The sequence below is a fragment of the Lysobacter terrae genome (assembly GCF_054782215.1).
The window spans coordinates 234193-257086 of the sequence record NZ_BAAGSX010000003.1; the positions used below are offsets into that span (position 1 = coordinate 234193).

Below are 22894 nucleotides of genomic sequence, written 5' to 3' on the forward strand. Positions count from 1 at the left end.
GATGTTGCGTGGATCGCTGGCTTACTTCACACCGTGCATCAGGCGGTTGACCAACGGCGCCACCAGGAACAGCAGGACGCCGGCGATGAGCAGTATCCAGAAGCCCTTGGTGTAGGCGATCAGCGCGCTGCCGGTGGTCATGCCGCCTTCGCCGCTGGCTTCGCCGGCGAAGATGCCGGCCAGGTTGTTGCCGATCGCGATCGACAGGAACCACGCACCCATCGCGAAACCACCCAGCTTCGGCGGCGCCAGCTTGGTGGTCATCGACAAGCCGATCGGCGACAGGCACAGCTCGCCCACCGACTGGATCACGTAGACCATGAAGAGCGTCCAGAACGGGATCTTGCCCGTGTCCGGCGCGATCAGGTGGGTGAGCGCGTACATCAGCAGCAGGAACGCGAGGCCGTTGAAGATCAGGCCCAGGCTGAACTTGCGCGGGATGGTCGGATTCGCATGGCGCATCTTGATCCAGATCCACGCGATGATCGGTGCCAGCACGATGATGGCCACCGAGTTCACCGACTGGAACCAGGACACCGGGAACTTGTCTTCGCCCGCGAGCATGTTGAACAGGCCATGCATGCCGATGTCGCGGTCGATGATCTTCTCGGCGAGGAAGTTGAAGGAACTGCCCGCCTGCTCGAAGTAGCACCAGAAGAACACGTTGAACGCGAGGATGATCAACATCGCGATCACCTTGTCGCGCGCCACGGTGCCTTCGCGAACGCCCTCGGCGAACAGCATGATCGCCGGGCCGATCAGCAGCGCGACCAGGATGACCTGCAGGATCTTGGCATTGATCGTCAGCAGGAAGTAGAACGACGGGATGCCGATGGCCACACCGAGCGCGAGCACGATCAGCACGTTGCGCAGGCCGGTCTGGTGATCGCTCGGAATGCCGATGCCCTGCAGCTGACGGCGCCCGAACCAGAACCACACCAGGCTCAGGATCATGCCCACGCCGGAAGCGATGAACACCACCTTGTAGGCCGGCATGTCGTTGATGCCGAACACCTTCTTCGCCAGGTACTGGGTGATCAACGGGGCCAGCAGTGCGCCCAGGTTGATGCCCATGTAGAAGATGGTGAAGCCCGAGTCGCGGCGTTCGTCGCCCTGGCGGTAGAGCTTGCCGACAAGGGTAGAGATGATCGGCTTGAACAGGCCGTTGCCCACGATGATCGTGGCCAGCCCGAGCTTGAACAGCGTCTGGCTCGGCAGCGCGAGCATGAACAGTCCGGTCGCCATGATCATGGCGCCCAGCAGGATCGAACGCTGGTGGCCGATCAGCTTGTCGGCCACGTAGCCGCCGAAGATCGCGCCCGCATACACCAGGGCGAGGTAGGCGCCATAGAGTTCGCTGGCCGGTTTCTCACCCGTGCCCTGGCCGTTATAGAACTGCGCCACCACGTAGAGCACCATCGCCCAGCGGATGCCGTAGAACGCGAAGCGCTCCCAGAACTCGGCCATGAAGAGCATCCACAGTGGCTTGGGATGTCCCATCACCTGCTTGAATTCCGGGATTGGAGCGCCCGGTGTTGTCGTGCTTGCGGCACCGCTCATGCGGTTTCCCCTGTCGTTTGATTCAGAAAAAAGCCCGGGCTAGCGCACGGGACGGGCGAGGATTACCGACGGCAGCGGCGGCCGTCAAACTCAAAATTGCTGTTGCGCCGCAGCAAAACGCCGTTTTTGGCGGTCGAGGCCGGCGCCGGGAGATACCGCCAAATTCGGTTTGGCGGCCGACGCGGGCTCAGGCGGGCGGCGGCGGGGCGCCGTAGCCGCTCCCAGGGCCGATCGAGGTACGGACTTCGAACAGCTCGGGGAAAAAGGTCAGCTCCAGCGCCTGCTTGAGGAAGCCGACGCCCGAAGAGCCGCCCGTACCGCGCTTGAAGCCGATGATGCGCAGCACCGTGCGCATGTGGCGGAAGCGCCACAGCTGGAACTGCGTCTCCACGTCGACCAGGTCTTCGCACAGCGCGTACTCGCGCCAATACGTGTCGGTGTCCTCGTAGATGCGCTCGAACACCGGCACCAGCGCCGGATCGGACATGTGCGGCTTCGACCAGTCGCGCTCGCGCTGCGTCGCCGGGACGGCATGGCCCCAGCGCGCCAGGTAGATCAGGAATTCGTCGTACAGGCTCGGCGCATCCAGCACTTCCTGCAGCGTGGCCTGCCCGGCTTCGTCGTGCGCGAACACCTTGAGCATCTGCGCGTTCTTGTTGCCCAGCAGGAATTCGATGGTGCGGTACTGCAACGACTGGAAGCCGGAGGACGGACCCAGCACGTCGCGGAACTCCATGTATTCCGACGGCGTCAGCGTCTCCAGCACCGACCACATATTGGTCAGCTGGTCGAGCACGCGCTTGCAGCGCGCCAGCACCTTGCGGCACTGCCAGACCTGGTCTGCGCGCAGATAGGCGGTGGCCGCGCGCAGCTCGTGGATCATCAGCTTCATCCACAGCTCGGAGACCTGGTGCTGGATGATGAAAAGCTGCTCGTCGTGGTGCGCCGGGCTGGACAGCGGGTGCTGGGACGACAGCAGCCGGTCCAGCTGCAGGTAGCCGCCGTAGGTGATCCGGCCGGCCAGGTCGGTGTGGATGCCGGTTTCCAGGTCGCGCTGGTTCTTGTCGACGGTCATGGATAGAGCCTTTACGGGGTGCAAAGGGTACCGCATCGCCCTCGCTGGCCGCCCCATGTGTGCACCGCGTCATACGTCTGCAACCCATCCGTGGATAATCGCCCCGCGCCATTGCGTCTGCATCGGCGAGCACGCGCCAACCCCTTGGGCCGGGAAGGCGTACTTCACCCAGGGGGAATTCGTTAATGAAATCACATGCACGCGGCATCGCCGCGCGGGCTGTGGGGCTGTGTGTGCTGAGCCTTGCGGGCGTCGCGCACGCGGACTGCATCAGCCTCGGCAGCGGTCCGGCCTATGCGCAGGACTTCAACACGCTGGCGGCCAGCGGCACTTCCACCGCCCTGCCCTCCGGCTGGGCCCTGCGCGAAACCGGCACCAACGGCAACGGCGTCTACACCGCCGGCACCGGCAGCAGCAACGCCGGCGACAGCTACAGCTTCGGCGCTTCCGCGGCCGCGGAACGCGCGCTCGGCGGCGTCCGCAGCGGCAGCCTGGTGGCTTCGATGGGCGCCTGCTTCAGCAACAACACCGGCGCCGCGATCAGCGCGCTGGATATCGCTTACACCGGTGAAGAGTGGCGCCTGGGCACGCTCGCCCGCGGCAGCGACCGCCTCGACTTCCAATACAGCCTCAACGCGACCAGCCTCGCCAACGGCACCTGGATCGACTTCGACGCGCTCGACTTCGCCACGCCCAATCTGAGCGGCGCCAGCGTCGGCGCGCGCGACGGCAACGACGCGGCGTTCCGCACGGCGCTGTCGGCGACGCTCGACACCGTGTCGATTCCGGCCGGCGCCACGATCTGGATCCGCTGGAACGATGTGGACGTCTCGGGCGCGGACGACGGCCTGGCCATCGATGATTTCACCCTGGCGGTGCATGGCCAGGCCGGCGGCGCGCCGGTGCTCGACGTGGGCGATACCAGCGCCGACGAAGGCGATGCCGGCACGACACCGCTGTTCTTCAGCTTCAGCCTGAGCAAGCCCGCGGGCGCGGCCGGCGTGGTCGTCGCCTACACGACGCACGACGGCAGCGCGACGGCCGGCAGCGACTACGTCGCCACCACCGCCACCGCGACCATTCCGGCCGGCGAAACCTCAATGATCGTCTCGGTCGATGCGCTGGGCGATACCGCGCAGGAAGGCGACGAAACCCTGACGCTCGACATCGTCAGCGTCACCGGCGCCGACATCGGCGACGGCCAGGGCCTGGGCACGATCCGCAACGACGATTTCGTCGTCACGGCGATCCACGACATCCAGGGCAACGGTGCGACCTCGCCTCTCGCCGGCCAGTTCGTCACCCTCACCGGCGTCGTCACCGGCCGCAAGGGCAACGGCTTCTTCGTGCAGGCCAGCGATGCCGAAGCGGACACCGATCCGCAGACCTCGGAAGGCGTCTTCGTCTTCACCGGCGGCACGCCGTCGTCGGCCGCCACGGTCGGCAATCGCGTGCGCGTGCGCGGCACCGTGTTCGAATTCGTGCCGCCCTCCGACCCGGCCCAGCGTCCGCTGACCGAAATCGGCGGCAGCCCGACGGTCGCGCTGCTCTCCGCCGGCCAGGCCCTGCCCGCGCCGGTCGTGATCACCGCCGAGATGACCACGCCGAACGGCGGCTTCGACCAGCTCGAAGCGTTCGAAAGCATGCGCGTCACCGCGGCCAGCCTGACCACGATCGCGCCGACCGAAGGCAACGCCACGCCGTACAACGCGACCGGCAGCGTCAACGGCATCACCCAGGCCGTCGTCACCGGCGTGGCGCGTCCGTTCCGCGAAGCGGGCATGGACGTGCGCGATGCGATTCCGGGCGGCGCGGGTGCGCAGCCGATCCCGCGCTGGGACGGCAACCCGGAAATCCTCACCATCGACAGCGACACGCTCGGCGGTGCGGCTTATCAGCTCAACCTGCCCTCGGGCAGCGTGATCGAAGGCCTGACCGGTCCGCTCGACTACGGCTTCCGCCGCTACACGCTGCATCGCGATCCGGCCGTGGCGATCAACGTGATCCCGGGCCCGGGTCCGCGCGCCGCGCGCATGCCGGCCGGCAACGAGTTCACCATCGCCGGGTACAACCTCGAGCGCTTCTTCGACAACATCAACGACGCCAACGTCGACGACAGCGTGGCCACTGCGGCGGCCTACCAGAAGCGTCTGCAGAAGGCCTCGCTGGGCATCCGCGATTATCTGCACTCGCCCGACGTGCTGGTCGCGATCGAAATCGAGAAACTGGACGTGTTGCAGGCACTGGCCGAGCGCATCAACGCCGATGCCGTCGCCACCGGCGAAGCCGATCCGCAGTACGTCGCCTACCTGGTGGAAGGCAACGACGTCGGCGGCATCGACACCGGCATGCTGGTGAAGACCGCTACGGTCGGCGCCGGCGTCCCGCGCGTGGAAGTGGTTGCGCTGAACCAGATCGGCAAGGACACGACCTGGGAACAGCCCGACGGCACCCCGGGCATCCTCAACGATCGTCCGCCGCTCGCGCTCGACGCGGTGGTGCATTACGCCGATGGCCGCGCGTTCCCGATCACGGTGATCGGCGTGCATCAGCGTTCGCTGATCAGCTCGGACGAAGACAGCGCCAGTGGCGACCGCGTGCGCAAGAAGCGCCAGCGCCAGGCGGAGTTCCTCGCCGACTACATCCAGCAGCGCCAGCTCGCTTCACCGCAGACGCGCATCGTCACCCTGGGCGACTTCAACGCGTTCGCCTTCAACGACGGCCTGGCCGACACCATGGGCGTCGTCAGCGGCACGCCGACGCCGGACGCGCAGACCGTGGTGCCGGGCGACGGCGCCGACCTGGTCGATCCGGACCTGGTGAACCTGGGCGAACTCGCACCGCCCTCGGAGCGCTACTCGTTCGTCTTCGACGGCAACGCGCAGACGCTCGACCATGTGCTGGTGAACGAGGAACTGATCGTCACCACGCGCACGGCCGCGATCGATCACGCGCGCATCAATGCGGACTTCACCGAAACCAACCGCAGCGACGCGACCACGCCGACGCGCACCGCCGACCATGATCCGGTGGTCGCGTACTTCGATCCGCGTGCGATCGCCGACCTCGCCATCACGGCCTCGGCGGACAACGCCGCGGTGCCGGTCGAAGGCACGATCGCGTTCTCCTCGACCGTGCACAACAACGGTCCGGAAGCGGCGGAATCGGTGGGTGTGGGCTTCGCCCTCGACGCGGTGCTGCCGACGATGGCCGTGACCGCACCGGCGGGCTGGAGCTGCGATACCGCGCAGGTCGACGCCGGCCGCACTTCGGTCGCGTGCCACGCCTCGACGCTGGCCAAGGACGCCGACGCGGCGTTCGCGATCACCGCGACCGCCACGCCGGAAACCGCGCACGCGACTATCGCGCTGGCTGCGGCGGTGGACGCGCTCTCGCTCGACCCGCAGGCGGACAACGACCAGGCCTCGGCCTCGCTCGATGTCGTCGCGCGCGTCGACCTGTCCGTCGCCATCGCCGGTCCGGAGAAGAAGCTGCACACCGGCGACCTCGCACCGATCGCCATCGACCTGCGCAACGCCGGTCCGTACACCGCGATGCACGCCACCTTGACCCTGCACGGCGACGCGCCGGCCGCCAATGTGGCGATCGCCGCGCCGGCCGGCTGGAGCTGCACGGTGTCGCCGGTCGACAGCGACAACTTCGAGGCGGTGTGCGCCGCGGCCGCGCTGCTCGCGGTCGATGCGAAGCCGCACTTCGACGTTCAGGTAAAGGTGCCGTGGCGCTCCAACGCCACGCAGTTCCTCACGCTGACCGCGACCGCGGGTTCGGATTCGATCGAAACCGCGCCAGCCGACGACAGCGGGACCTACCGGAACCGCATCGTCGGTATCGGCGGCCGCTGACGCAGGCGCTGCGAAAAGGCAAGTGCAGAAAGCGCGGCTCCGGCCGCGCTTTCTGTTTATGGCGCCGTACATCCGGCCCCGTCTTGCCGCATTGCGCAACGGGCTGTTTACACGCGCCGGGTATCATCCGACGGCTAAACATCGTGAGCCGGCCAAGGACCAGCGAATGACGATCGCCGCCACCTATCAGATCGAATACCTGCAATACCTCGGAGCCGACGGCAAGCTCGTCGCCGAGCTGCCGCCCGCCTTCCGCGACCCCAAGGCCCTGCTGCCACTGTTCAAGCAGATGCTGTTCGTGCGCGTGTTCGACACCAAGGCGATCGCCCTGCAACGCACCGGCAAGCTCGGCACTTATGCCTCCAGCCTGGGCCACGAAGCGACCCACGTCGGCATCGGCGCCTCGCTGCGGCCGGAAGACGTGTTCGCGCCGAGCTATCGCGAATACGGCGCGCAGTTCATGCGCGGGGTAATGCCGCGCGAAGTCCTGCTGTATTGGGGCGGCGACGAACGCGGCAACGACTTCTCCGGGCCCAAGCACGACTATCCGTGGTGCGTGCCGATTTCGACGCAGTGCCTGATGGCCGCGGGCGCGGCGCTGTCGTTCAAGCTGCGCAAGCAGGACCGCATCGCGGTGGCCTGCTGCGGCGACGGCGGCTCCTCGAAGACCGACTTCTACGCCGCGCTGAACTCCGCCGGCGCCTACACCGCACCGCTGGTGCTGTGCGTGGTGAACAACGGCTGGGCGATCTCGGTGCCGCGTTCGGCGCAGACCGGCGCGGCGACGCTGGCACAGAAGGGCCTGGCCGGCGGGCTGTACTGCCTGCAGGTCGACGGCAACGATCTGTTCGCGGTGATGGAAGGCATGCGCCGCGCCACCGAGCGCGCGCGCAACGGCGAAGGCGGCAGCGTGATCGAATTCCTCACCTACCGCCTGCACGACCACACTACCGCCGACGACGCACGCCGCTACCGCGCCGACGAGGAAGTGAAGGCCGCCTGGACACGCGATCCGCTGCCGCGCCTGCGCACCTTCCTCATCGCCCAGGGCGTGTGGAGCGAGGACGAAGAAAAAGCCTGGGCCGACGAATGCGGCAAGCGCGTCGACGAGGAGATCAACGCCTACCTCAACACGCCGGTGCAACCGGTCGAGGCGATGTTCGATTACCTCTACGCCGATCCGCCGCCGGACCTGCTGGAACAACGCGCGGCGGCGCTTGCGCTGGAGGGCCGCGCGTGAACAAGGCCGACACCATGCCCAAGATCGATACCGCTGCCGCCACGTCCACGCCCATCACGCTGATCGAAGCGATCACCCAGGCTTTGGCCTACGAGATGCGCAACGACGACGCGGTAGTCGTGCTCGGCGAAGACGTCGGCGTCAACGGCGGCGTGTTCCGCGCCACCGCCGGCCTGCAGCAGACCTTCGGCCCCGAGCGCGTGCTCGATACGCCGCTGGACGAAACCACCATCGCCGGCCTCACCGTCGGCATGGCCTCGCAAGGGATGAAGCCGGTCGCCGAATCGCAGTTCGACGGTTTCATGTACCCCATGGTCGACTTCATCGTCTGCCACGCCGCACGCATGCGCTACCGCACGCGCGGCCGCCTGCACTGCCCGATGGTGCTGCGCGTGCCGTGGGGTGGCGGCATCCGCGCACCGGAACATCACAGCGAGGCCAACGAAGCGATCTTCACCAACGTGCCCGGCCTGCGCGTGGTCATGCCGTCCTCGCCCGCGCGCGCCTACGGCTTGCTGCTGGCGGCGATCCGCGATCCCGATCCGGTGATCTTCTTCGAGCCCAAGCGCATCTACCGCCAGTACAAGGAACTCGTGCCCGACGACGGCGAGGCGCTGCCGCTGGACGTGTGCTACGTGCTGCGCGACGGTACCGACGTGACCCTGGTGACCTGGGGCGCGCAGGTGAAGGAGACGCTCGAGGCCGCCGAGAAGCTCGCCGCCGAAGGCATCAGCGCCGAAGTCATCGACGTGGCCACGCTGCGTCCGCTCGACTTCGCGACGATCGCCGAATCGGTGAGCCGCACCGGCCGCTGCGTGATCGTGCACGAAGCGCCCAAGACCGCGGGCTTCGGTGCGGAAATCGCCGCGCGCCTGGCGGAGGAATCGATGTACGACCTGCTCGCGCCGGTCGAACGCGTCACCGGCTACGACACGCATATCCCGCTGTTCCGGCTGGAGATGAAGTACCTGCCGAGCGTGGATCGGATCGTGACGGCCGCCAAGCGCACGCTGGCTGCAGGCTGAGCATGACGCCCTCGGCGATCAACTTCGCGGAAAAGCTCGGCCGTTTCGCCGAGCATTGGTCGCCGCGGGTGGTCGCCGAGATGAACGACTACCAATTCAAACTGGTCAAGATCCAGGGCGAATTCGTCTGGCATTCGCACGCGGATACCGACGAGACCTTCATCGTGATCGCCGGCACCTTGCGCATGGGTTTCCGCGAGCGCGAAGTGGTGTTGCAGCAGGGCGAGATGATCGTCGCCCCGCGCGGCGTCGAGCACTGCCCCCGCGCCGATGGCGAATGCCATGTACTGCTCGTGGAACCGCGCGGCGTGGTCAACACCGGCGAGGCCGGCGGCGAGCTCACCGCCAGGAACGACGTATGGGTGTGAACGCATGACTCCCACGCGCGCCCGCGTCTTCCGCGACTACCGCACGCAATACACGCGGCCGATCCATTTCGCCTGCGGCGACATCGTAAGCCTGGGCGAACACGACACGCAGTGGCCGGCCTTCGCCTGGACCACGACGGCCGACGGCAACGCCGGCTGGGCCCCGCACGCGTGGCTAAAACCGCTGGGCGATGGCCGCGCCGAAGCCTTGCGCGATTATTCTGCCGAGGAGCTCGAGGCGGACGCCGGCGACGAGCTCACGCTGCACGACGAACTCGGCGGCTGGTGGTGGGCCGAGAACATGGATGGTCGCTGCGGCTGGGTGCCGGACGAACATCTGCAATCGATCGAAACCGAACGAGAGACATCCGCATGAGCGACACGAAGACCTTCCTGCTTCCCGATCTCGGCGAAGGCCTGCCCGACGCGACCATCGTCGAGTGGTACGTGAAGGTGGGCGACACCATCCGCCTGGACGACAACCTGGTCTCGATGGAAACCGCCAAGGCGGTGGTCGATGTGCCCTCGCCCGTGTCGGGCAAGGTGCTCAAGCTCGCCGGCGGTGCGGGCGACGTGATCGTCACCGGCAAGATGCTGGCGGAATTCGAAATCGACCCGAGCCTGCCGCAGCGCGCGGAAGGCCAGGACACGGGTCATCACCACGGTGGGCACGAACCCGCCGCGCCGGCGAAAGCGCGGGAACCGGAGACCAAAACCGAAGCCGTGCGCGAAGACAGCGGCACCGTGGTTGGCGCGATGCAGAGTTCCGATGCCGTGCGCGCGGAAGCCGCGGTCGCCGTGGGCGGCGTCAAGGCGATGCCCGCGGTACGTGCGCAGGCGCGCAAGCTCGGCGTCGACATCGCGCGCGTGCGCGCCACCGGCGCGGATGGCGTGGTGACGATGGACGACGTGAAGCGCGCGGCCGCGGACGGTTCGGCGAAGATCGGCGCCGCGGCTCCGGCCGCCCGCGCCGCAGCGCCCGCCCCTGCCGCTGCGCCTGCGGCGCCGGCGGCGCGAAGCACGCTCTCGCAAGCGGGTAAGCCCATGCGTACGCAGCCCCCGGGTGCAGCCGCCACCGGCCAGCCCGAACAGCTCAAGGGCGTGCGTCGCAACATGGCGCGGGTGATGGCCGACGCGCACAGCAAGGTCGTGCCGACCACGCTGGTGGACGATGCCGACCTGCACGCCTGGATCGGCAAGCAGGACATCACGGCGCGCCTGGTGCGCGCGATCGTGACCGCGTGCAAGACGGTGCCGGCGCTCAACGCCTGGTTCGACGGCGAGAACCTCACTCGCACGCTGCATCCGCACGTCGATATCGGCATCGCCGTCGATACCGACGACGGATTGTTCGTGCCCGCGCTGCGCAACGCCGACATGCTCGACGGCGGCGGCGTGCGCACGGCGATCCAGCGGCTGCGCGCGCAGGTCGAAGACCGCAGCATCCCGCCGGCAGAGCTGAGCGGCTACACCATCTCGCTGTCCAACTTCGGCATGTTCGCGGGCCGCTACGCAACGCCGGTGGTGGTGCCGCCATGCGTGACGATCATCGGCGCCGGCAAGCTGTCGTACGATGTCGTCGCCGTGATCGGCGGTATCGAAGTGCATCGCCGCATGCCGATTTCGCTGACCTTCGACCACCGCGCCTGCACCGGCGGCGAAGCGGCGCGCTTCCTCAAGGCGCTGCTGGACGATATGTCGTTGCCGAACTGAGGTGCCTCATGGCCCACCGTAGCCGACTCGCCGGTTTCATCATCGACTGCAACACCGGCGACCTCGACGCCGCCGCCGACTTTTGGAGCCAGGCGCTCGGGGTAAGCATCGCCGACCGCGACGCGGGCGACGAAACCGCGCAATACCAGCAGTTCGGCGACACGCCCGGCGATCTGCACATCGAAGTGCAGAAAGTGGATCATCCCTCGCGCGTGCACCTGGACATCGAGGCCGACGACATCGACGCCGAAGCAGCCCGACTCGAACAGCTGGGCGCGAAGAAGATCGCCTTCATCAAGCGCTGGTGGGTGATGGAAGCGCCGACCGGCCACCGCTTCTGCGTGGTGCGGATGAAGCATCCGGAACAGGGCGCGCCGCCGAAGGAATGGGCCTAGGGCGAGTCGATGCTCGTGAATAGCGGCGTGTCGTCGATGACGACACGGTCGCGGCCACCGGCCTTGGCGCGATAGAGCGCCTGGTCGGCACGATCGAAGGTCTGATCGGGCCGATCGCGCATCGGGTCGCCCGCCGCGATGCCGATCGATACCGTGATCGCGAACGGCAACGGCGCCCGCGACACCTGCTCGCGGATGCGGTAGGCCACTTCCGCGGCGCCGTCCAAGGCCGTGCCGGGCAGATACACCAGAATTTCCTCGCCGCCGAAACGGACCGCCATGTCGCTCTTGCGTATGGACGCGGTCACGGCATCCGCGATCGCGCGCAGGGCGTGGTCGCCCGCGAGGTGGCCATGCATGTCGTTGACCAGCTTGAAGTGGTCGATGTCGAGCAGCAGCAGGCAGTAGGCGACGCGTTCCGACGGATCGCGCTTGAGCGTCTCCTGCAGCATTTCCTCCATCGCCGCACGATTGAGCAGGCCGGTCAGCGGATCGCGGGTGGCGGTCCGCAGGAGCTCCTCATGGCGGCGCTGCAGTTCGGCGCGCGCCTGCTCGGCGGATTGCGCCGCAGCTTCGCGCGCACTCAGCAACTGCCCCTGTTCGAGCATGAACCGGCGCAGTTCGAACAAGTGCTGGGTCTGCCGCGCGAGCAACTCCAGCCCTTCCACTTGTGCAGCGGTGAGCTGGTGCGGTTCGACGTCGGCGACGCTCAGCGTGCCCAGCGGATAGCCATCGGGACTTAAAAGCGGCACGCCGGCATAGAAGCGCGGCGGCTTCCCGCTCAGGCGGCGACGCTTGGCGGCGGGAATCGGATCGATGTCGAGGTCGGCGATGACCAGGGTGCGATGCGGCTGATCGATGGCGTGATTGCACAGCGACAGTTCGCGCGGCACCTGCGACTGGTCGACGCCGATCTGCGCCTTGAACCACACCCGATCGCGGTCGATCAGGGAAATGGATGCCGCGGTCACGCCGCACAGCATCACCGCCAGGCGCACGATGTCGTCGAACGCCTGCTCGGGGCCGCTGTCGAGGATGGCATACGCGTCCAGCGCCGCCTGCCGTGCGGCCTCCCTGTCGTCTGCCTGCACCGGTGCATTGAGAACCATGGCGCATCACGATTGCGCTGCGGACGGGATGCGTCAAGTCGTCCCCCGCCCTGCCCCGCGATTTCGACCCGCGGCTTTCACCGGCGATTTATGCAACGCCCCTCCCCGAACGGGGGTGAGCGACCTAGGCCTCTTCCAGCAATTGCGCGAGCGCTTCGACGACCTCGGTCAGTTCGGTCGCCTCGTGCAGGTGTCCGAACAGCGCCTCGCCCAGGAACAGCGAACCGGCCTCGGCGTGGCGCAGCGCCGAGCCGCCCTCCTGCTTGAGGCGCGCGATCAGCTGCCCTGCGTCCTTCGGCGAAGCGAAGCCGACGCTCTGCACGAGCACGCGTTCGCCGTCGACGAACTTGAAATAGAAGCGACCGTCGGCTTCGCGGTATTGCTTGAACGTCGGCAGTGCGGCCTTTTCCTTCTTCGCGGCGCTTGGCGCGGATGCGCCGCTGGAGAGATCGCGCAGGCCCACCGCTTCGCGCAGGCGCGCCAGCAACGGGGTTGCGTGGCGTGCGCGCAGGCGCGCGGCGCCTTCGCGCAGGGTCGCCTCGATATCGGCGGGCTTCGCCATCAGCGTCTCGTATTGCTCGCGCATCGGCGCGACTTCGGCATCGATCCGTTCGAACAGCTTCTGCTTGGCATCGCCCCAGCCGATGCCTTCCGCGTAGGCCTGGCGCATCGCCGCGGTTTCTTCCGCGGAGGCGAAGGCCTGGTACAACTGGAAGACGTTGGAGTTTTCGGTGTCCTTCGCTTCGCCGGGCGCGCGCGAATCGGTGACGATGCCGGCGATCAGCTTGCGCAGCTGCTCGCGCGGCACGAACAGCGGGATGGTGTTGTCGTAACTCTTGCTCATCTTGCGGCCATCCAGGCCTGGCAGCGTCGCGACGTGCTCCTCGATCACCACTTCCGGCAAGGTGAAGTGCTCGCCATAGAGATGATTGAAGCGCTGGCCGAAGTCGCGCGCCATCTCGATGTGTTGCACCTGGTCGCGACCGACCGGCACCTTGTGCGCGTTGAACAGCAGGATGTCCGCGGACATCAGCACCGGATACATAAACAAGCCGGCGGTGATCGCCGCATCGTCGTCGACGCCTTCGGCGCGGTTCTTGTCGACCGAAGCCTTGTAGGCATGGGCGCGGTTGAGAATGCCCTTGCTCGCGACGCAGCTCAGGAACCAGGTCAGCTCGGGAATCTCGGGGATGTCGCTCTGGCGATAGAACCACACCGACTTCGGATCGAGTCCGCAGGCCAGCCACGTGGCGGCGATTTCCAGGGTCGAACGTTGCACGCGCGCCGGGTCGGTGATTTTGACCAGGGCGTGGTAGTCGGCGAGGAAGTAGTAGCTCTCCACCTGCGGATCGCGGCTGGCGGCGATCGCCGGCCGGATCGCGCCGACATAGTTGCCCAGATGGGGAGTACCGGAGGTGGTGATGCCGGTGAGGACACGGGTGCGGGACATGCGGAGCGGGTTCGTGTAGCGGAACGGCAGTTTAACCGCTGATATCCGCGGCGCCGGATGGAACGGCGCGGAAACCCCGTTCGCGCCGCCGCGGCGTTTGCCCGGCTACCACACCCGGAGACCGCGCCATGTTCCGCCGCCTCGCCACTGCCGCCCTGTGCTTCGCCCTCGTCGCCTGCACCTCGGTGCAGGCCCGCCCCCTGGTCGATGTCGGCGTCGTCGACCGCGACCGCGGCGACTGGCTCACCTCCATCCGCCATCGCGGGCAGGACTGGATCGAGGGCGAACCCGGCCATCGTTACGCCGTGCGCCTCACCAACACTACCGGTGGCCGCGTCCTGGTCGTGCTGTCGATCGACGGGGTCAATGCGGTGACCGGCCAGACCGCGCATCCCTCGCAGGCCGGCTATGTGCTGGAGCCTTGGGAAAGCGCGGAAATAAACGGCTGGCGCAAATCGCTCGACGACGTCGCGCAATTCGTCTTCACCGACCTGCCGGACAGTTATGCCGCACGCACGGGGCGTCCCGACAACGTCGGCGTGATCGGCATCGCCGTGTTCGAAGAGGCGCGACCGGTCTACTACGAACGTCCCTACGAACCGGGCCCGATCTGGCGTCGTGACGCTTCCGCCGCCCGCGATCGCGCGCAGGCGGCCAAGGCGGCCGATGCCGCGGCGCCGGCCGCCGAAGCCCGCGCAGAGCGCGAAGCCGCTGCGCAGACGCTGGGCACCGGCCACGGCGAACGCGAATGGGCGCCGGCATCGCGCACCGGCTTCGAGCGCGCCACGCGTGCGCCGGCGCAGGTGACGCAGTTGCGCTACGACGATTACCGCACCCTGGTCGCACGCGGCGTGCTGCCGCGCCGACCGGACTATCGTTGGCAGGCGGTGGAGCCGGACGCGTTTCCTGGCGGATTCGTTGCGGATCCTCCGCGTTGAGTTCGAACGACGCTGTCATGGGCGCAGACAAGGAAACGGGCCGCTTGCGGCCCGTTTCCATCCGTCTCATTTCGTCTCTGCTGCCTTAAGGGCTAGAGACCCGCGTGTATCAATGCAGCGACCGGACGAAGTCGTTGACTTCACGTTCCGCGCGTTCGCGGTCCCAGCCATAGCGTTCCTGCAACTTGCCTGCCAGGTATTCCGTATTGCCTTCCCTGATATCGAATACGTCGTCGGTCAGGTCGCCCCAACGCGCCTGGATCTGACCCTTCAGCTGCGTCCACTTTCCCTGGATGACGTCTTTGTTCATTGCCTGATTCCTCGTGGGGAGATTGCGCATCGCGAAGGCGATGCCCGGACAGCTTGCAAGCGGCCATGTTCGGCAGAGATCACGGTCGCGTTAGCGGCCGGTTCTGCATGCGGATGAATCGGCAAAACCGCGGGCCACGCATGGCTTGCAGCGCGCGGCCACAAAAAAGGCCGGATTGCTCCGGCCTTTTTTGCATACCTGTATCGGCATGTCTCGTCGCCGCGATCAGCACTTGGCGTCCTTGCAGTCCTCGGCCTTGTCTTCGACTTTCTCACCGACCTTCTGTACGTCCTTGCCGGCACCGGCCATGGTGTTGCACGCAGTCAGGAAACCGGACGAGAACGCGACCAGCAGCAGCAGGGAAATCAGACGCTTCATAGCTTGTCTCCTTCGGATGTCGGGGAATTCGACCGTGGGACTTGGCCCTCGCCTCGTCCGCACCCGCATCTAACGCGGGGAGGCATGAACTTCCTGTGCAGAAGTGCCCGCTGGAATCGGAGCTGTTCAGCTTCCGGAAGGCTGCCAAAACCGCCCCGCAAAAGAAAAAGGCCGGGATCGCTCCGGCCTTTCAGGACACGCCCGCTGGCTCAGCGGCTGGCCTTGTCTTCGACCTTCTCACCCAGCTTCTTCACGTCCTTGCCCAGGCCTTCCATGGTGTTGCAGGCCGACAGGACGGTCATCGAGAACAGGGCCAGCAGGGCCATGGCCATCACACGCTTCATTCGATTTCTCCCAACAGGAAATATGGATGCGGACGAGCCGCGCGCTGCGAATGGTGTGATGGCCGGATGAAGGGCGCAAGAGTCCCCACACGCGGCCCCGGGCCTCCGTTCAGGCGCTCAGTCGCGCATCAGCGTCGACTTGCCGAACAGGCTTTCCACCAGGTCCACGGCGACTTCCGCGGTGAGGTTGCGCGTGTCGATGACCGGATTGAGTTCCATGATGTCCAGCGATGCCAGGCGTCCGCTGTCGGCGATCATTTCCATCACCAGCTGCGCCTCGCGATAACTAGGACCGCCTGGCACCGTCGTGCCCACGCCGGGCGCGATCGAGGGATCGAGGAAGTCGACGTCGAAGCTGACGTGCAGATGGGTGTTTTCATCGAGGCCGTCGAGCGCCTCCTCCATCGCGCGCTTCATGCCGACCTCGTCGATGTAGCGCATGTCGTACACGTCGAGGCCGTGCTCCTTCACCAGCCGCTTCTCGCCTTCGTCGACGGAGCGGATGCCGATCTGGCGGATCACCTCCGGGTCGATCGCGGGCGCGGATCCGCCCAGATGCGTGAGCTCTCGCGGGCCGAGTCCGCACAGGCAGGCCACCGGCATGCCATGGACATTGCCGGAAGGCGTGACGTCGCTGGTATTGAAGTCGGCATGCGCGTCGAGCCACAACACACGCAGCTTCTTGCCGGTCTCGCGGCAGTACTGCGCCACCGCGGTGATCGAACCCAGGCCCAGGCAGTGATCGCCACCGAGCAGGACCGGCATGCGGCCGCCGCGCAGTTCGGCGAGTACGGCGTCCATCACCGCGTGGTTCCAGGCGGTGACTTCGGGCAGATGGCGGTAGCCCTCGGTGGGCGGCTGCCACGGATTGCGCGGGCCATCGAGATTGCCGCGGTCGACGACATCGATACCGCGCGCGGCCAGCGCCTGATGCAGCCCGGCGATGCGCAGCGCCTCCGGACCCATGCGCGCTCCCAGATGGCCAGCGCCGATGTCGGTCGGTGCCCCGATCAGGGAAACAGGAGGAAAAGTTCGGCTCATGCACCCGGTCCGTCTGGTGCCGGCTGTCAGAATCGAACTGACGACCTACCGCTTACAAGGCGGTTGCTCTACCAACTGAGCTAAGCCGGCGTGGCTGTTACGGCCCGCAGGGCCGAGGCGCGCATTCTAGCTTGCCGCGCCGCGACTTCGGTCGGCGGCTCGGGCTCGGAGAATCGGCGGGTTCGGAGAATCGGAATGGGATCAGCGCGCCGCCGGACAGTCGATGCGCCGGTGCTGGGCCGCCGACACCAGCGCCTGGGCGCGGCGCGCGTCGAAGCTGGCATCGGCGATCGCATCGAGCCAGAACGCACGCTCCGCTCCGCCCAACGCCTCCGCCTGCGCCGCGAAACCGGCCGCGTTGAGGGCGTCGGCACGCTTCTTCGCCGCCTGCTCGCCGGCATAGCGGCCCAGTGCGATCGAATTGGCTTCGGCGCCTTCGCGCACGACCAGGAAATCGCTGAAGCCCGCGGCGGCGATACGGTCGGCGATGGCCTGCGCCTGTTCCAGCGATGGCAACGGCGGCAAGTACACACGCCAGCCACGCGCCGTCGACGCCGCCGCGGCCTGCTCGCGCAGCGTCAGCGACTGCACGAGCGCTTGCAGCCGGGTTGAAGCCGCGGTGCCCGCATCACGGGTCGCGAACGGACCGAAGCTGTAGCACTCCCGCGTCGGCGCCGCCTGCGCAGTCGCCGGTGGCGGCTCGGCGGGCGGGGTAGTCGCAGCCGGCGCGGCAGCCGCGAGAGGCGCGGGAGGCGCAACGGCGGCGCGCTCGCTCACCAGTTGCAGGCGCGCGATGCCTGGCGACGCAGGCGTGGCCGCCCGCGCCGGCGCAGGATCATGCGCGATCCACCATGCGGCGGCACCGGCGTTGAGAATCAGCAGGAGAACGATGAGCGCGCGTACGAGCATGGATCGATTCTAGGGGGAAGCTTCTATCCCGTGGAATCGACGCCGGCCCAAATCGCCAATCCGTCGAGCACCAGGGTCGGCACCTGCGTCGCGTTCGGCAGTCGTGCGGCCAGGCCCTCGACGCCACCGCCGTGCAGGAGCAGTCGCGGCGTCACGCCCAGTTGGTGTTGAGCGGCGGCGACGCTGGCCTCGATCAAAGCGAGGGCGGCGCCTTCGCAACCGGACGCCAGCGCATCCTCGGTATCGGCGGCGAAGTCGACGTTGTCGCCGCCCGCCACGGGAAGATGGGGCGCGCGCTCGTGCAGCGCTTCACGCATCAGCGTCGGCGACGGCGCGATGCGCCCGCCCAGGTGTTGTCCGTTCGCGTCGATCAGATCGACCGTCAGCGCTGTCCCGACGCCGCACAGCACGACAGGCTCCTTGCAGCGCGCATGCGCACCGAGCATCGCCAGGAATCGATCGACGCCCAACTTGCCCGGCTGCGCATAAGCGATGCGCAGGCCCGCGAACGTCGGTTGCGTGCGGGCGAGCGAGATCCGTCGCGTGTGGCGCGTCAGCGCCTCCAGCAGCGCGACGCGCAGGGCCTCATTGGCGACACTGGCGACGTGGGCGGCATCGAAGCGCGCGGGCAGTGACTGGGCCAGCGCGGCCGGCAGGTCGGCTTCGCGATGCGGCAGCACGACGACGTCGCCGATGCGCCCATCGATGAGGGGCGCGCACTTCAGCCGGGTGTTGCCGAGGTCGAACAGCCACACGCTCATGCCGCGGCTACCCGGCGGATGCTGACTTCACCGGCATACACGCGCTGCTCGCGGCCGTCTTCCAGGCGCAAACGCAAGGCGCCGTCATCGGCCACCCCGAGCGCCGTGCCCGCCTGGGTGGCGCTCGCCGAATGCAGCAACACGGCTTCGCCGGCCAGCGCATCGAGCGCGGCATAGCGCGGCAGGAACGGAGCGAGGCCTTCGGCATCGAACAGATCGAGCGCCGGCAACAGGCGGCCGAGGACGGCGGCGGCGAGCACGTTGCGATCGGGCAGCGCTTGTGAGGCCTGGCGTGAGAGGTCGGCCAGATCGCACCACGGTTGATCGATAGCGGAGGCAGCGCCCGCAGGCATGCGCACGTTGAGCCCCAATCCGATGACCGCCCGGGCGGGACCGGCGTGCTCGCCGCTGCCTTCGATCAGCAGGCCACCGAGTTTGCGCAGTCCCCCGGATTCCAGCACGACCACATCGTTCGGCCATTTCAGGCGGACCGCGTCGAAGCCGAGCGACTGCAACGCCTCCGCCGCCGCCACGCCCGCGACGAGGCTCAATCCGCCCAGGCGGGCCAGTCCGCCGCCGAAGCCGCGGGCCAGCGACAGGTACAGATGCGCAGCCAGAGGCGAAGCCCAGACCCGGCCCCGGCGCCCCCGCCCACCGGTTTGCCGTTCGGCCAGGAGCACCTCGACGCCAGGCATCGCTGGCCGCCGCAGCAGCTCGCTATTGGTCGAATCGATGCTCCAGGCGACTTCCAGGCTCGCCAGTCCGGCGGCCACGTTCGGGGGAAGCCCCTGGCGGATCGCGCCCGGGTCGAGCAGATCGAGCGGCTGAGCCAGCGCATAGCCGCGGCCGGCCTGGGCGACGATGTCCACGCCGGCCTGGCGCAGGCTTTCGATCCGCTTCCACACCGCGGTCCGGCTCTGGCCCGCGGCCTTGGCCAGGGCGTCGCCACTGGCGGGGCCACGGATCAGCTGTTCGAGCAGGGCGCGATCGTCCATCCGCGGATTATGGCGGGAGCCGCCCGCTGCTGCAGCGCATCACGAGCCGCCCGACGAATGCAACTCCCTGGGCGATCCCGGTGGGTTATAGTCCGCCCGTTCCCGAGATCCGGGAGAGGACTTCCATGCGCCGCATAGCCGTCTGCCTGCTCATCGCCCTCACCAGCGCGAGCGTGGCCGCACGCGAAAGCAAGCTCAGCGACGCCGACGGCGGCAGTTGCCCGACGCGGACGCAGACGGCCGTGACGCGTTCGCCGGATCGCGACCCGGCGTCGATGGCGCTGCCGGTCAAGAAGACCAAGGCGGCCGCACCGGTCAGCACGGGTGGCGGTGGTGACGATGTCCGCCTGCCCTCGCCGCGCTGGCACCGGTTCCTTCCGGGCATGTTCCGCTAAGCCAGCTTCGTCACCTTGCTGCGCTGGCTATTCGGCCGCGGGCCGCAACCGATAGAACCCGATCTTTGGCGCGACATCCGCGCGGCATTGCCGTGGGCCGCGGCCCTGGACGCCGCGCGCGACACCCGGCTTGCGCAATTGACCGCACGCTTTCTGCACGAAAAGACCATCACCCCGATCGGCGACCTCGCGCTCGACGCACGTGATCGCGGCGTGCTGGCCGCCGCGTGCTGCCTGCCCTTGCTCGAGTTCGGCGAAACCGGCCTGCGCGGCTGGTCGCAGTTGATCGTTTATCCCGAAGCATTCCGGGTGAACCGCACGCACGTCGATGCCGCCGGCGTGCTGCACGAGTGGGAAGACCAGCTCATCGGCGAATCATGGGACATGGGGCCGCTGATCCTGTCCTGGGCCGACGTGGTCGCCGACTGCGAAGATCCACGCGCCGGGTTCTGCGTCGCGGTGCATGAAATGGCGCACAAGATCGACGTGCTCGACGGCGAACTGGATGGCACTCCGCCCTTGCCCGGCGCGTGGCAACGCGGCTGGGCACGCGATTTCCAACAGGCCTACGACGCGTTGGCGGAGGCCGTCGATGCGGAACGCGAAACCGCCATCGACGGCTATGCGGCCGAAGCGCCGGAAGAATTCTTCGCCGTCGTCAGCGAGTACCACTTCAGCGATCCGCACCTGCTACGCGCGGAAATGCCCAAGGTCGCCGCGCATCTCGAACGCTTCTACGGTCCGTCGCCGCTTGCCTGAGAAGTACGTTGCCTGAGCGGCGCTCACAACCCAGGCGGCAACCGCGCCTCGAACCTCGCGCCACCTAGTTCTTCCGAGGCCAGCACTTCCAAGGTGCCGCGATAGCTGCGCACCAGATCCTGCACGATCGCCAGGCCGATGCCATGACCCTGCACACGCTCGTCGCCGCGCACGCCGCGCTGCAGGATCAGCGCGACTTTTTCCGGCGGGATGCCGGGGCCGTCGTCGTCGACCGCCACCAGCAAGCCCGGACGCCGGTTCGGTTCCTGCTCGCCCGGCTGCACGGTCAACAGGACGCGCGAGCGCGCCCACTTGAAGGCGTTTTCCAGCAGATTGCCGAGCAGCTCCTGCAAGTCGCCAGGCTCACCGAAGAACTGCGTGCCAGGGGCGATGTCGAATTCGCACAGCACGCCCTTGCCCGCATACACCTTCTCCAGCCCCTTCACGATCTGCTCGGCATGCGGCTCGATCGCGATCGGCGCGGCGAACAGTTGATGGCCGGAGCGCGCAGCGCGCGCCAACTGGTACGAGACCATGTCGTTCATGCGCCGCAGTTGCACGTCGATTTCTTCGCGCAATTCCCCTTCTGGACCGGGATGATCCAGACGCGCGCGCAGCACCGCGAGCGGTGTCTTCAGGCTATGCGCGAGGTCGGCCAGCGTGTTGCGCTGACGATCGAGGTTCTCGCGCTCGCTTTCGATGAAGGCGTTGATGCTTTCCGTCAGCGGTTCGAGTTCGCGCGGATGGCGTTCGCTCATGCGCGAGGCCAGGCCGCGCTGGACGCGCTTGAGTTCGTGGATGACGTTGCGCAGCGGCCGCAGGCTCCAGCGCAGAATCACCGTCTGCAGCAGCATCAGGATCAGGCCGGCGCCGCCGAGGTAACGCCACAGCGCCGCGCGGAACACCGCCACCTGCTGGCTCAGCGCCGTGGTGTCCTCGAGGATATAGATCGTGTACGGAAACTCCGCGCGCGCGTCGCCCTCGGCGCTCCAGATGAAACCGCGACCGTAGCGGAACACCTCGGCCTTCGCGCCGCTGATCTGGGTCATCGGCAGCGGGCCTACGAAACTCTCTTCGTTGGGGTTCAACATCTGCGACGCCGGCAGCACCGGGCCCTGCGCCGAATGCGAATCCCAGTGCGCCTTGGGCAACACGACTTCGGCGTACAGGCCACTGCCGGGCCGTTCGAAGCGCGGATCGATCGGGTCGTACGGCTGGATGAATTCGCCATTGCGCGCGAAGTCGCTCTTGTCCGCGTACGCCAGCGCGTAGTTCTCCAGGCGCTGGCGCAGATTGTCCTTGGCCGTCTGCAGGAAGGCGCGGTCCAGCGCGTAGCCGGCCAGCGCGAGGAAGGCGATCAGGCCCAGGCTGGCCGCCAGCAGCTGGCGGATCTGCAATGAGCGCGGCTGCCGCCAGCTCATGGCATCGCACCATAGAAAAGAGGAGAGCTGGCGGCCGGGAGTGTCATCGGCCGCCAGCGTACAAAGAGCGCGCGTCGCTTGCGATCAGCGCTGTGCGGAAATCCGACGTGGTCGTCGGTCGCCGCGTCGCGCCGCGGACGCGCCTGGGTCAATCGCCGCTCCGCGGGATGGCGAAGCGGTAGCCGCGGCCACGCACCGTTTCGATCGGCTTGAGCGAACCGTCCGGATCGAGCTTCTTGCGCAGGCGGCCGATGAAGACCTCCAGCACGTTGGAATCGCGGTCGAAATCCTGCTGGTAGATATGCTCGGTGAGGTCGGCCTTCGAGACCAGCTCGCCGGCATGCATCATCAGGTACTCGAGCACCTTGTATTCGTAGCTGGTGAGGTCGACGTTGCCGCCGCCGACGCTGACCGTCTGCGCGGCCAGGTCCAGGGTCACCGGACCGCATTCGAGCGAGGGCTTGCTCCAGCCGGCGGCGCGGCGGACCAGGGCATTGATGCGCGCCAGCAGCTCCTCGACGTGGAAGGGCTTGACCAGGTAGTCGTCGGCGCCCTGCTTGAGGCCTTCGACCTTGTCCTGCCAGCTCGAACGGGCGGTCAGGATCAGCACCGGGAATTTCTTGCCCTCCTCGCGCAGGGCCTTGATCAGGTCCATGCCGGACATCTTGGGCAGGCCCAGGTCGATGATGCCGAGGTCGAACGGCACCTCGCGGCCCATGTACAGGCCTTCTTCGCCGTCCTGTGCGGCGTCGACGGCGAAGCCTTCGCGCTTCAGGCGCGCGGCCAGGGTTTCGCGCAGAGGGGCTTCGTCCTCGACCAGAAGAATGCGCATGGCGGACTCCTTC

General features: G+C 67.5%; 23 protein-coding genes and 1 tRNA gene. 10 read left to right on the forward strand and 14 right to left on the reverse strand.

Features of this window, described 5'->3' with window-relative positions:
• Positions 1–21: 21 nt before the first annotated feature.
• Together ACYVJ8_RS10320 and ACYVJ8_RS10325 are read right to left on the reverse strand one after the other, a co-directional pair.
• On the reverse strand, positions 22–1560 hold the full coding sequence (locus ACYVJ8_RS10320) for a peptide MFS transporter (RefSeq protein ID WP_460712016.1): 1539 nt from the start codon (positions 1558–1560) through the stop codon (positions 22–24).
• 187 nt (positions 1561–1747) lie between these two features.
• Positions 1748–2635 (reverse strand): tryptophan 2,3-dioxygenase, encoded by an 888-nt coding sequence (locus ACYVJ8_RS10325; RefSeq protein WP_460712018.1) that lies wholly within the window; start codon positions 2633–2635, stop codon positions 1748–1750.
• Between the two features lie 185 nt (positions 2636–2820).
• Between ACYVJ8_RS10325 and ACYVJ8_RS10330 the strand changes: the two genes are divergently transcribed.
• The 7 genes from ACYVJ8_RS10330 to ACYVJ8_RS10360 all read left to right on the forward strand — a co-directional run bounded on the left by ACYVJ8_RS10330 (position 2821) and on the right by ACYVJ8_RS10360 (position 11239).
• Positions 2821–6498 (forward strand): Calx-beta domain-containing protein, encoded by a 3678-nt coding sequence (locus ACYVJ8_RS10330; RefSeq protein WP_460712020.1) that lies wholly within the window; start codon positions 2821–2823, stop codon positions 6496–6498.
• Between the two features lie 166 nt (positions 6499–6664).
• On the forward strand, positions 6665–7738 hold the full coding sequence (gene pdhA, locus ACYVJ8_RS10335) for a pyruvate dehydrogenase (acetyl-transferring) E1 component subunit alpha (RefSeq protein WP_460712022.1): 1074 nt from the start codon (positions 6665–6667) through the stop codon (positions 7736–7738).
• Positions 7739–7752: 14 nt separating this feature from the next.
• Positions 7753–8763 carry an alpha-ketoacid dehydrogenase subunit beta gene (locus ACYVJ8_RS10340; RefSeq protein ID WP_460712145.1) on the forward strand — a complete coding sequence of 337 codons (1011 nt, stop codon included), beginning with the start codon at positions 7753–7755 and terminating at the stop codon, positions 8761–8763.
• A 2-nt stretch (positions 8764–8765) separates the two neighbouring features.
• Positions 8766–9131, forward strand: a complete 366-nt coding sequence (locus ACYVJ8_RS10345; protein WP_460712024.1) for a cupin domain-containing protein — start codon at positions 8766–8768, stop codon at positions 9129–9131.
• Positions 9132–9135: 4 nt separating this feature from the next.
• Entirely contained in the window at positions 9136–9507 is a 372-nt protein-coding gene (locus ACYVJ8_RS10350; protein WP_460712026.1) for an SH3 domain-containing protein, read from the forward strand.
• On the forward strand, positions 9504–10844 hold the full coding sequence (locus tag ACYVJ8_RS10355; RefSeq protein WP_460712028.1) for a dihydrolipoamide acetyltransferase family protein: 1341 nt from the start codon (positions 9504–9506) through the stop codon (positions 10842–10844). Before ACYVJ8_RS10350 ends, ACYVJ8_RS10355 begins: the two co-directional genes overlap by 4 nt.
• A gap of 8 nt (positions 10845–10852) precedes the next feature.
• Positions 10853–11239 (forward strand): VOC family protein, encoded by a 387-nt coding sequence (locus tag ACYVJ8_RS10360; protein WP_460712030.1) that lies wholly within the window; start codon positions 10853–10855, stop codon positions 11237–11239.
• Here ACYVJ8_RS10360 and ACYVJ8_RS10365 read toward each other — a convergent pair.
• On the reverse strand, positions 11236–12348 hold the full coding sequence (locus tag ACYVJ8_RS10365; protein ID WP_460712033.1) for a GGDEF domain-containing protein: 1113 nt from the start codon (positions 12346–12348) through the stop codon (positions 11236–11238). The two genes, ACYVJ8_RS10360 and ACYVJ8_RS10365, sit on opposite strands and share 4 nt — an antisense overlap.
• Positions 12349–12472: 124 nt before the next feature.
• Positions 12473–13798 carry a tryptophan--tRNA ligase gene (locus ACYVJ8_RS10370; RefSeq protein ID WP_460712035.1) on the reverse strand — a complete coding sequence of 442 codons (1326 nt, stop codon included), beginning with the start codon at positions 13796–13798 and terminating at the stop codon, positions 12473–12475.
• Positions 13799–13926: 128 nt separating this feature from the next.
• On the opposite strand from ACYVJ8_RS10370, the gene ACYVJ8_RS10375 reads away from it, so the two are divergent.
• Complete coding sequence (locus ACYVJ8_RS10375; RefSeq protein ID WP_460712037.1) at positions 13927–14736, forward strand: hypothetical protein; 810 nt, start codon at positions 13927–13929, stop codon at positions 14734–14736.
• A 109-nt stretch (positions 14737–14845) separates the two neighbouring features.
• On the opposite strand, the gene ACYVJ8_RS10380 is transcribed toward ACYVJ8_RS10375, so the two are convergent.
• From ACYVJ8_RS10380 to birA, 8 genes are all read right to left on the reverse strand, one after another.
• A complete protein-coding gene (locus ACYVJ8_RS10380) occupies positions 14846–15046 on the reverse strand; it encodes a CsbD family protein (RefSeq protein WP_460712039.1) in 201 nt (66 codons plus the stop codon).
• Positions 15047–15271: 225 nt separating this feature from the next.
• Positions 15272–15424, reverse strand: coding sequence for an entericidin A/B family lipoprotein (locus ACYVJ8_RS10385; protein ID WP_460712041.1), 153 nt, complete (start codon positions 15422–15424; stop codon positions 15272–15274).
• 209 nt (positions 15425–15633) lie between these two features.
• Positions 15634–15768, reverse strand: coding sequence for an entericidin A/B family lipoprotein (locus ACYVJ8_RS10390; protein WP_460712043.1), 135 nt, complete (start codon positions 15766–15768; stop codon positions 15634–15636).
• A gap of 117 nt (positions 15769–15885) precedes the next feature.
• Entirely contained in the window at positions 15886–16809 is a 924-nt protein-coding gene (gene rocF, locus ACYVJ8_RS10395) for an arginase (protein WP_460712045.1), read from the reverse strand.
• Positions 16810–16823: 14 nt separating this feature from the next.
• A tRNA-Thr gene (locus ACYVJ8_RS10400) sits at positions 16824–16899 on the reverse strand.
• A 111-nt stretch (positions 16900–17010) separates the two neighbouring features.
• Positions 17011–17718, reverse strand: a complete 708-nt coding sequence (locus ACYVJ8_RS10405) for an SPOR domain-containing protein (protein ID WP_460712047.1) — start codon at positions 17716–17718, stop codon at positions 17011–17013.
• 23 nt (positions 17719–17741) lie between these two features.
• Positions 17742–18479, reverse strand: a complete 738-nt coding sequence (locus ACYVJ8_RS10410) for a type III pantothenate kinase (protein ID WP_460712049.1) — start codon at positions 18477–18479, stop codon at positions 17742–17744.
• A complete protein-coding gene (birA, locus tag ACYVJ8_RS10415) occupies positions 18476–19474 on the reverse strand; it encodes a bifunctional biotin--[acetyl-CoA-carboxylase] ligase/biotin operon repressor BirA (RefSeq protein ID WP_460712051.1) in 999 nt (332 codons plus the stop codon). Before birA ends, ACYVJ8_RS10410 begins: the two co-directional genes overlap by 4 nt.
• Positions 19475–19599: 125 nt before the next feature.
• Here birA and ACYVJ8_RS10420 point away from each other — a divergent pair, with 125 nt between their 5' ends.
• Positions 19600–19869, forward strand: coding sequence for a hypothetical protein (locus ACYVJ8_RS10420; protein WP_460712053.1), 270 nt, complete (start codon positions 19600–19602; stop codon positions 19867–19869).
• 15 nt (positions 19870–19884) lie between these two features.
• Positions 19885–20628 carry a M90 family metallopeptidase gene (locus tag ACYVJ8_RS10425; RefSeq protein ID WP_460712055.1) on the forward strand — a complete coding sequence of 248 codons (744 nt, stop codon included), beginning with the start codon at positions 19885–19887 and terminating at the stop codon, positions 20626–20628.
• Between the two features lie 23 nt (positions 20629–20651).
• Here ACYVJ8_RS10425 and ACYVJ8_RS10430 read toward each other — a convergent pair whose 3' ends face one another.
• Both ACYVJ8_RS10430 and ACYVJ8_RS10435 read right to left on the reverse strand, forming a co-directional pair.
• A complete protein-coding gene (locus tag ACYVJ8_RS10430) occupies positions 20652–22049 on the reverse strand; it encodes an ATP-binding protein (protein WP_460712057.1) in 1398 nt (465 codons plus the stop codon).
• A 148-nt stretch (positions 22050–22197) separates the two neighbouring features.
• A complete protein-coding gene (locus ACYVJ8_RS10435) occupies positions 22198–22881 on the reverse strand; it encodes a response regulator transcription factor (protein WP_460712059.1) in 684 nt (227 codons plus the stop codon).
• Positions 22882–22894 lie beyond the last annotated feature (13 nt).

Excerpts from the sequence above, each read along its gene's own strand:
- ACYVJ8_RS10320 (WP_460712016.1), bottom strand. The coding sequence starts at position 1,560 with ATGAGCGGTGCCGCAAGCACGACAACACCGGGCGCTCCAATCCCGGAA.
- ACYVJ8_RS10325 (WP_460712018.1), bottom strand. The coding sequence starts at position 2,635 with ATGACCGTCGACAAGAACCAGCGCGACCTGGAAACCGGCATCCACACC.
- ACYVJ8_RS10330 (WP_460712020.1), top strand. The coding sequence starts at position 2,821 with ATGAAATCACATGCACGCGGCATCGCCGCGCGGGCTGTGGGGCTGTGT.
- pdhA (WP_460712022.1), top strand. The coding sequence starts at position 6,665 with ATGACGATCGCCGCCACCTATCAGATCGAATACCTGCAATACCTCGGA.
- ACYVJ8_RS10340 (WP_460712145.1), top strand. The coding sequence starts at position 7,753 with ATGCCCAAGATCGATACCGCTGCCGCCACGTCCACGCCCATCACGCTG.
- ACYVJ8_RS10345 (WP_460712024.1), top strand. The coding sequence starts at position 8,766 with ATGACGCCCTCGGCGATCAACTTCGCGGAAAAGCTCGGCCGTTTCGCC.
- ACYVJ8_RS10350 (WP_460712026.1), top strand. The coding sequence starts at position 9,136 with ATGACTCCCACGCGCGCCCGCGTCTTCCGCGACTACCGCACGCAATAC.
- ACYVJ8_RS10355 (WP_460712028.1), top strand. The coding sequence starts at position 9,504 with ATGAGCGACACGAAGACCTTCCTGCTTCCCGATCTCGGCGAAGGCCTG.
- ACYVJ8_RS10360 (WP_460712030.1), top strand. The coding sequence starts at position 10,853 with ATGGCCCACCGTAGCCGACTCGCCGGTTTCATCATCGACTGCAACACC.
- ACYVJ8_RS10365 (WP_460712033.1), bottom strand. The coding sequence starts at position 12,348 with ATGGTTCTCAATGCACCGGTGCAGGCAGACGACAGGGAGGCCGCACGG.
- ACYVJ8_RS10370 (WP_460712035.1), bottom strand. The coding sequence starts at position 13,798 with ATGTCCCGCACCCGTGTCCTCACCGGCATCACCACCTCCGGTACTCCC.
- ACYVJ8_RS10375 (WP_460712037.1), top strand. The coding sequence starts at position 13,927 with ATGTTCCGCCGCCTCGCCACTGCCGCCCTGTGCTTCGCCCTCGTCGCC.
- ACYVJ8_RS10380 (WP_460712039.1), bottom strand. The coding sequence starts at position 15,046 with ATGAACAAAGACGTCATCCAGGGAAAGTGGACGCAGCTGAAGGGTCAG.
- ACYVJ8_RS10385 (WP_460712041.1), bottom strand. The coding sequence starts at position 15,424 with ATGAAGCGTCTGATTTCCCTGCTGCTGCTGGTCGCGTTCTCGTCCGGT.
- ACYVJ8_RS10390 (WP_460712043.1), bottom strand. The coding sequence starts at position 15,768 with ATGAAGCGTGTGATGGCCATGGCCCTGCTGGCCCTGTTCTCGATGACC.
- rocF (WP_460712045.1), bottom strand. The coding sequence starts at position 16,809 with ATGAGCCGAACTTTTCCTCCTGTTTCCCTGATCGGGGCACCGACCGAC.
- ACYVJ8_RS10405 (WP_460712047.1), bottom strand. The coding sequence starts at position 17,718 with ATGCTCGTACGCGCGCTCATCGTTCTCCTGCTGATTCTCAACGCCGGT.
- ACYVJ8_RS10410 (WP_460712049.1), bottom strand. The coding sequence starts at position 18,479 with ATGAGCGTGTGGCTGTTCGACCTCGGCAACACCCGGCTGAAGTGCGCG.
- birA (WP_460712051.1), bottom strand. The coding sequence starts at position 19,474 with ATGGACGATCGCGCCCTGCTCGAACAGCTGATCCGTGGCCCCGCCAGT.
- ACYVJ8_RS10420 (WP_460712053.1), top strand. The coding sequence starts at position 19,600 with ATGCGCCGCATAGCCGTCTGCCTGCTCATCGCCCTCACCAGCGCGAGC.
- ACYVJ8_RS10430 (WP_460712057.1), bottom strand. The coding sequence starts at position 22,049 with ATGAGCTGGCGGCAGCCGCGCTCATTGCAGATCCGCCAGCTGCTGGCG.
- ACYVJ8_RS10435 (WP_460712059.1), bottom strand. The coding sequence starts at position 22,881 with ATGCGCATTCTTCTGGTCGAGGACGAAGCCCCTCTGCGCGAAACCCTG.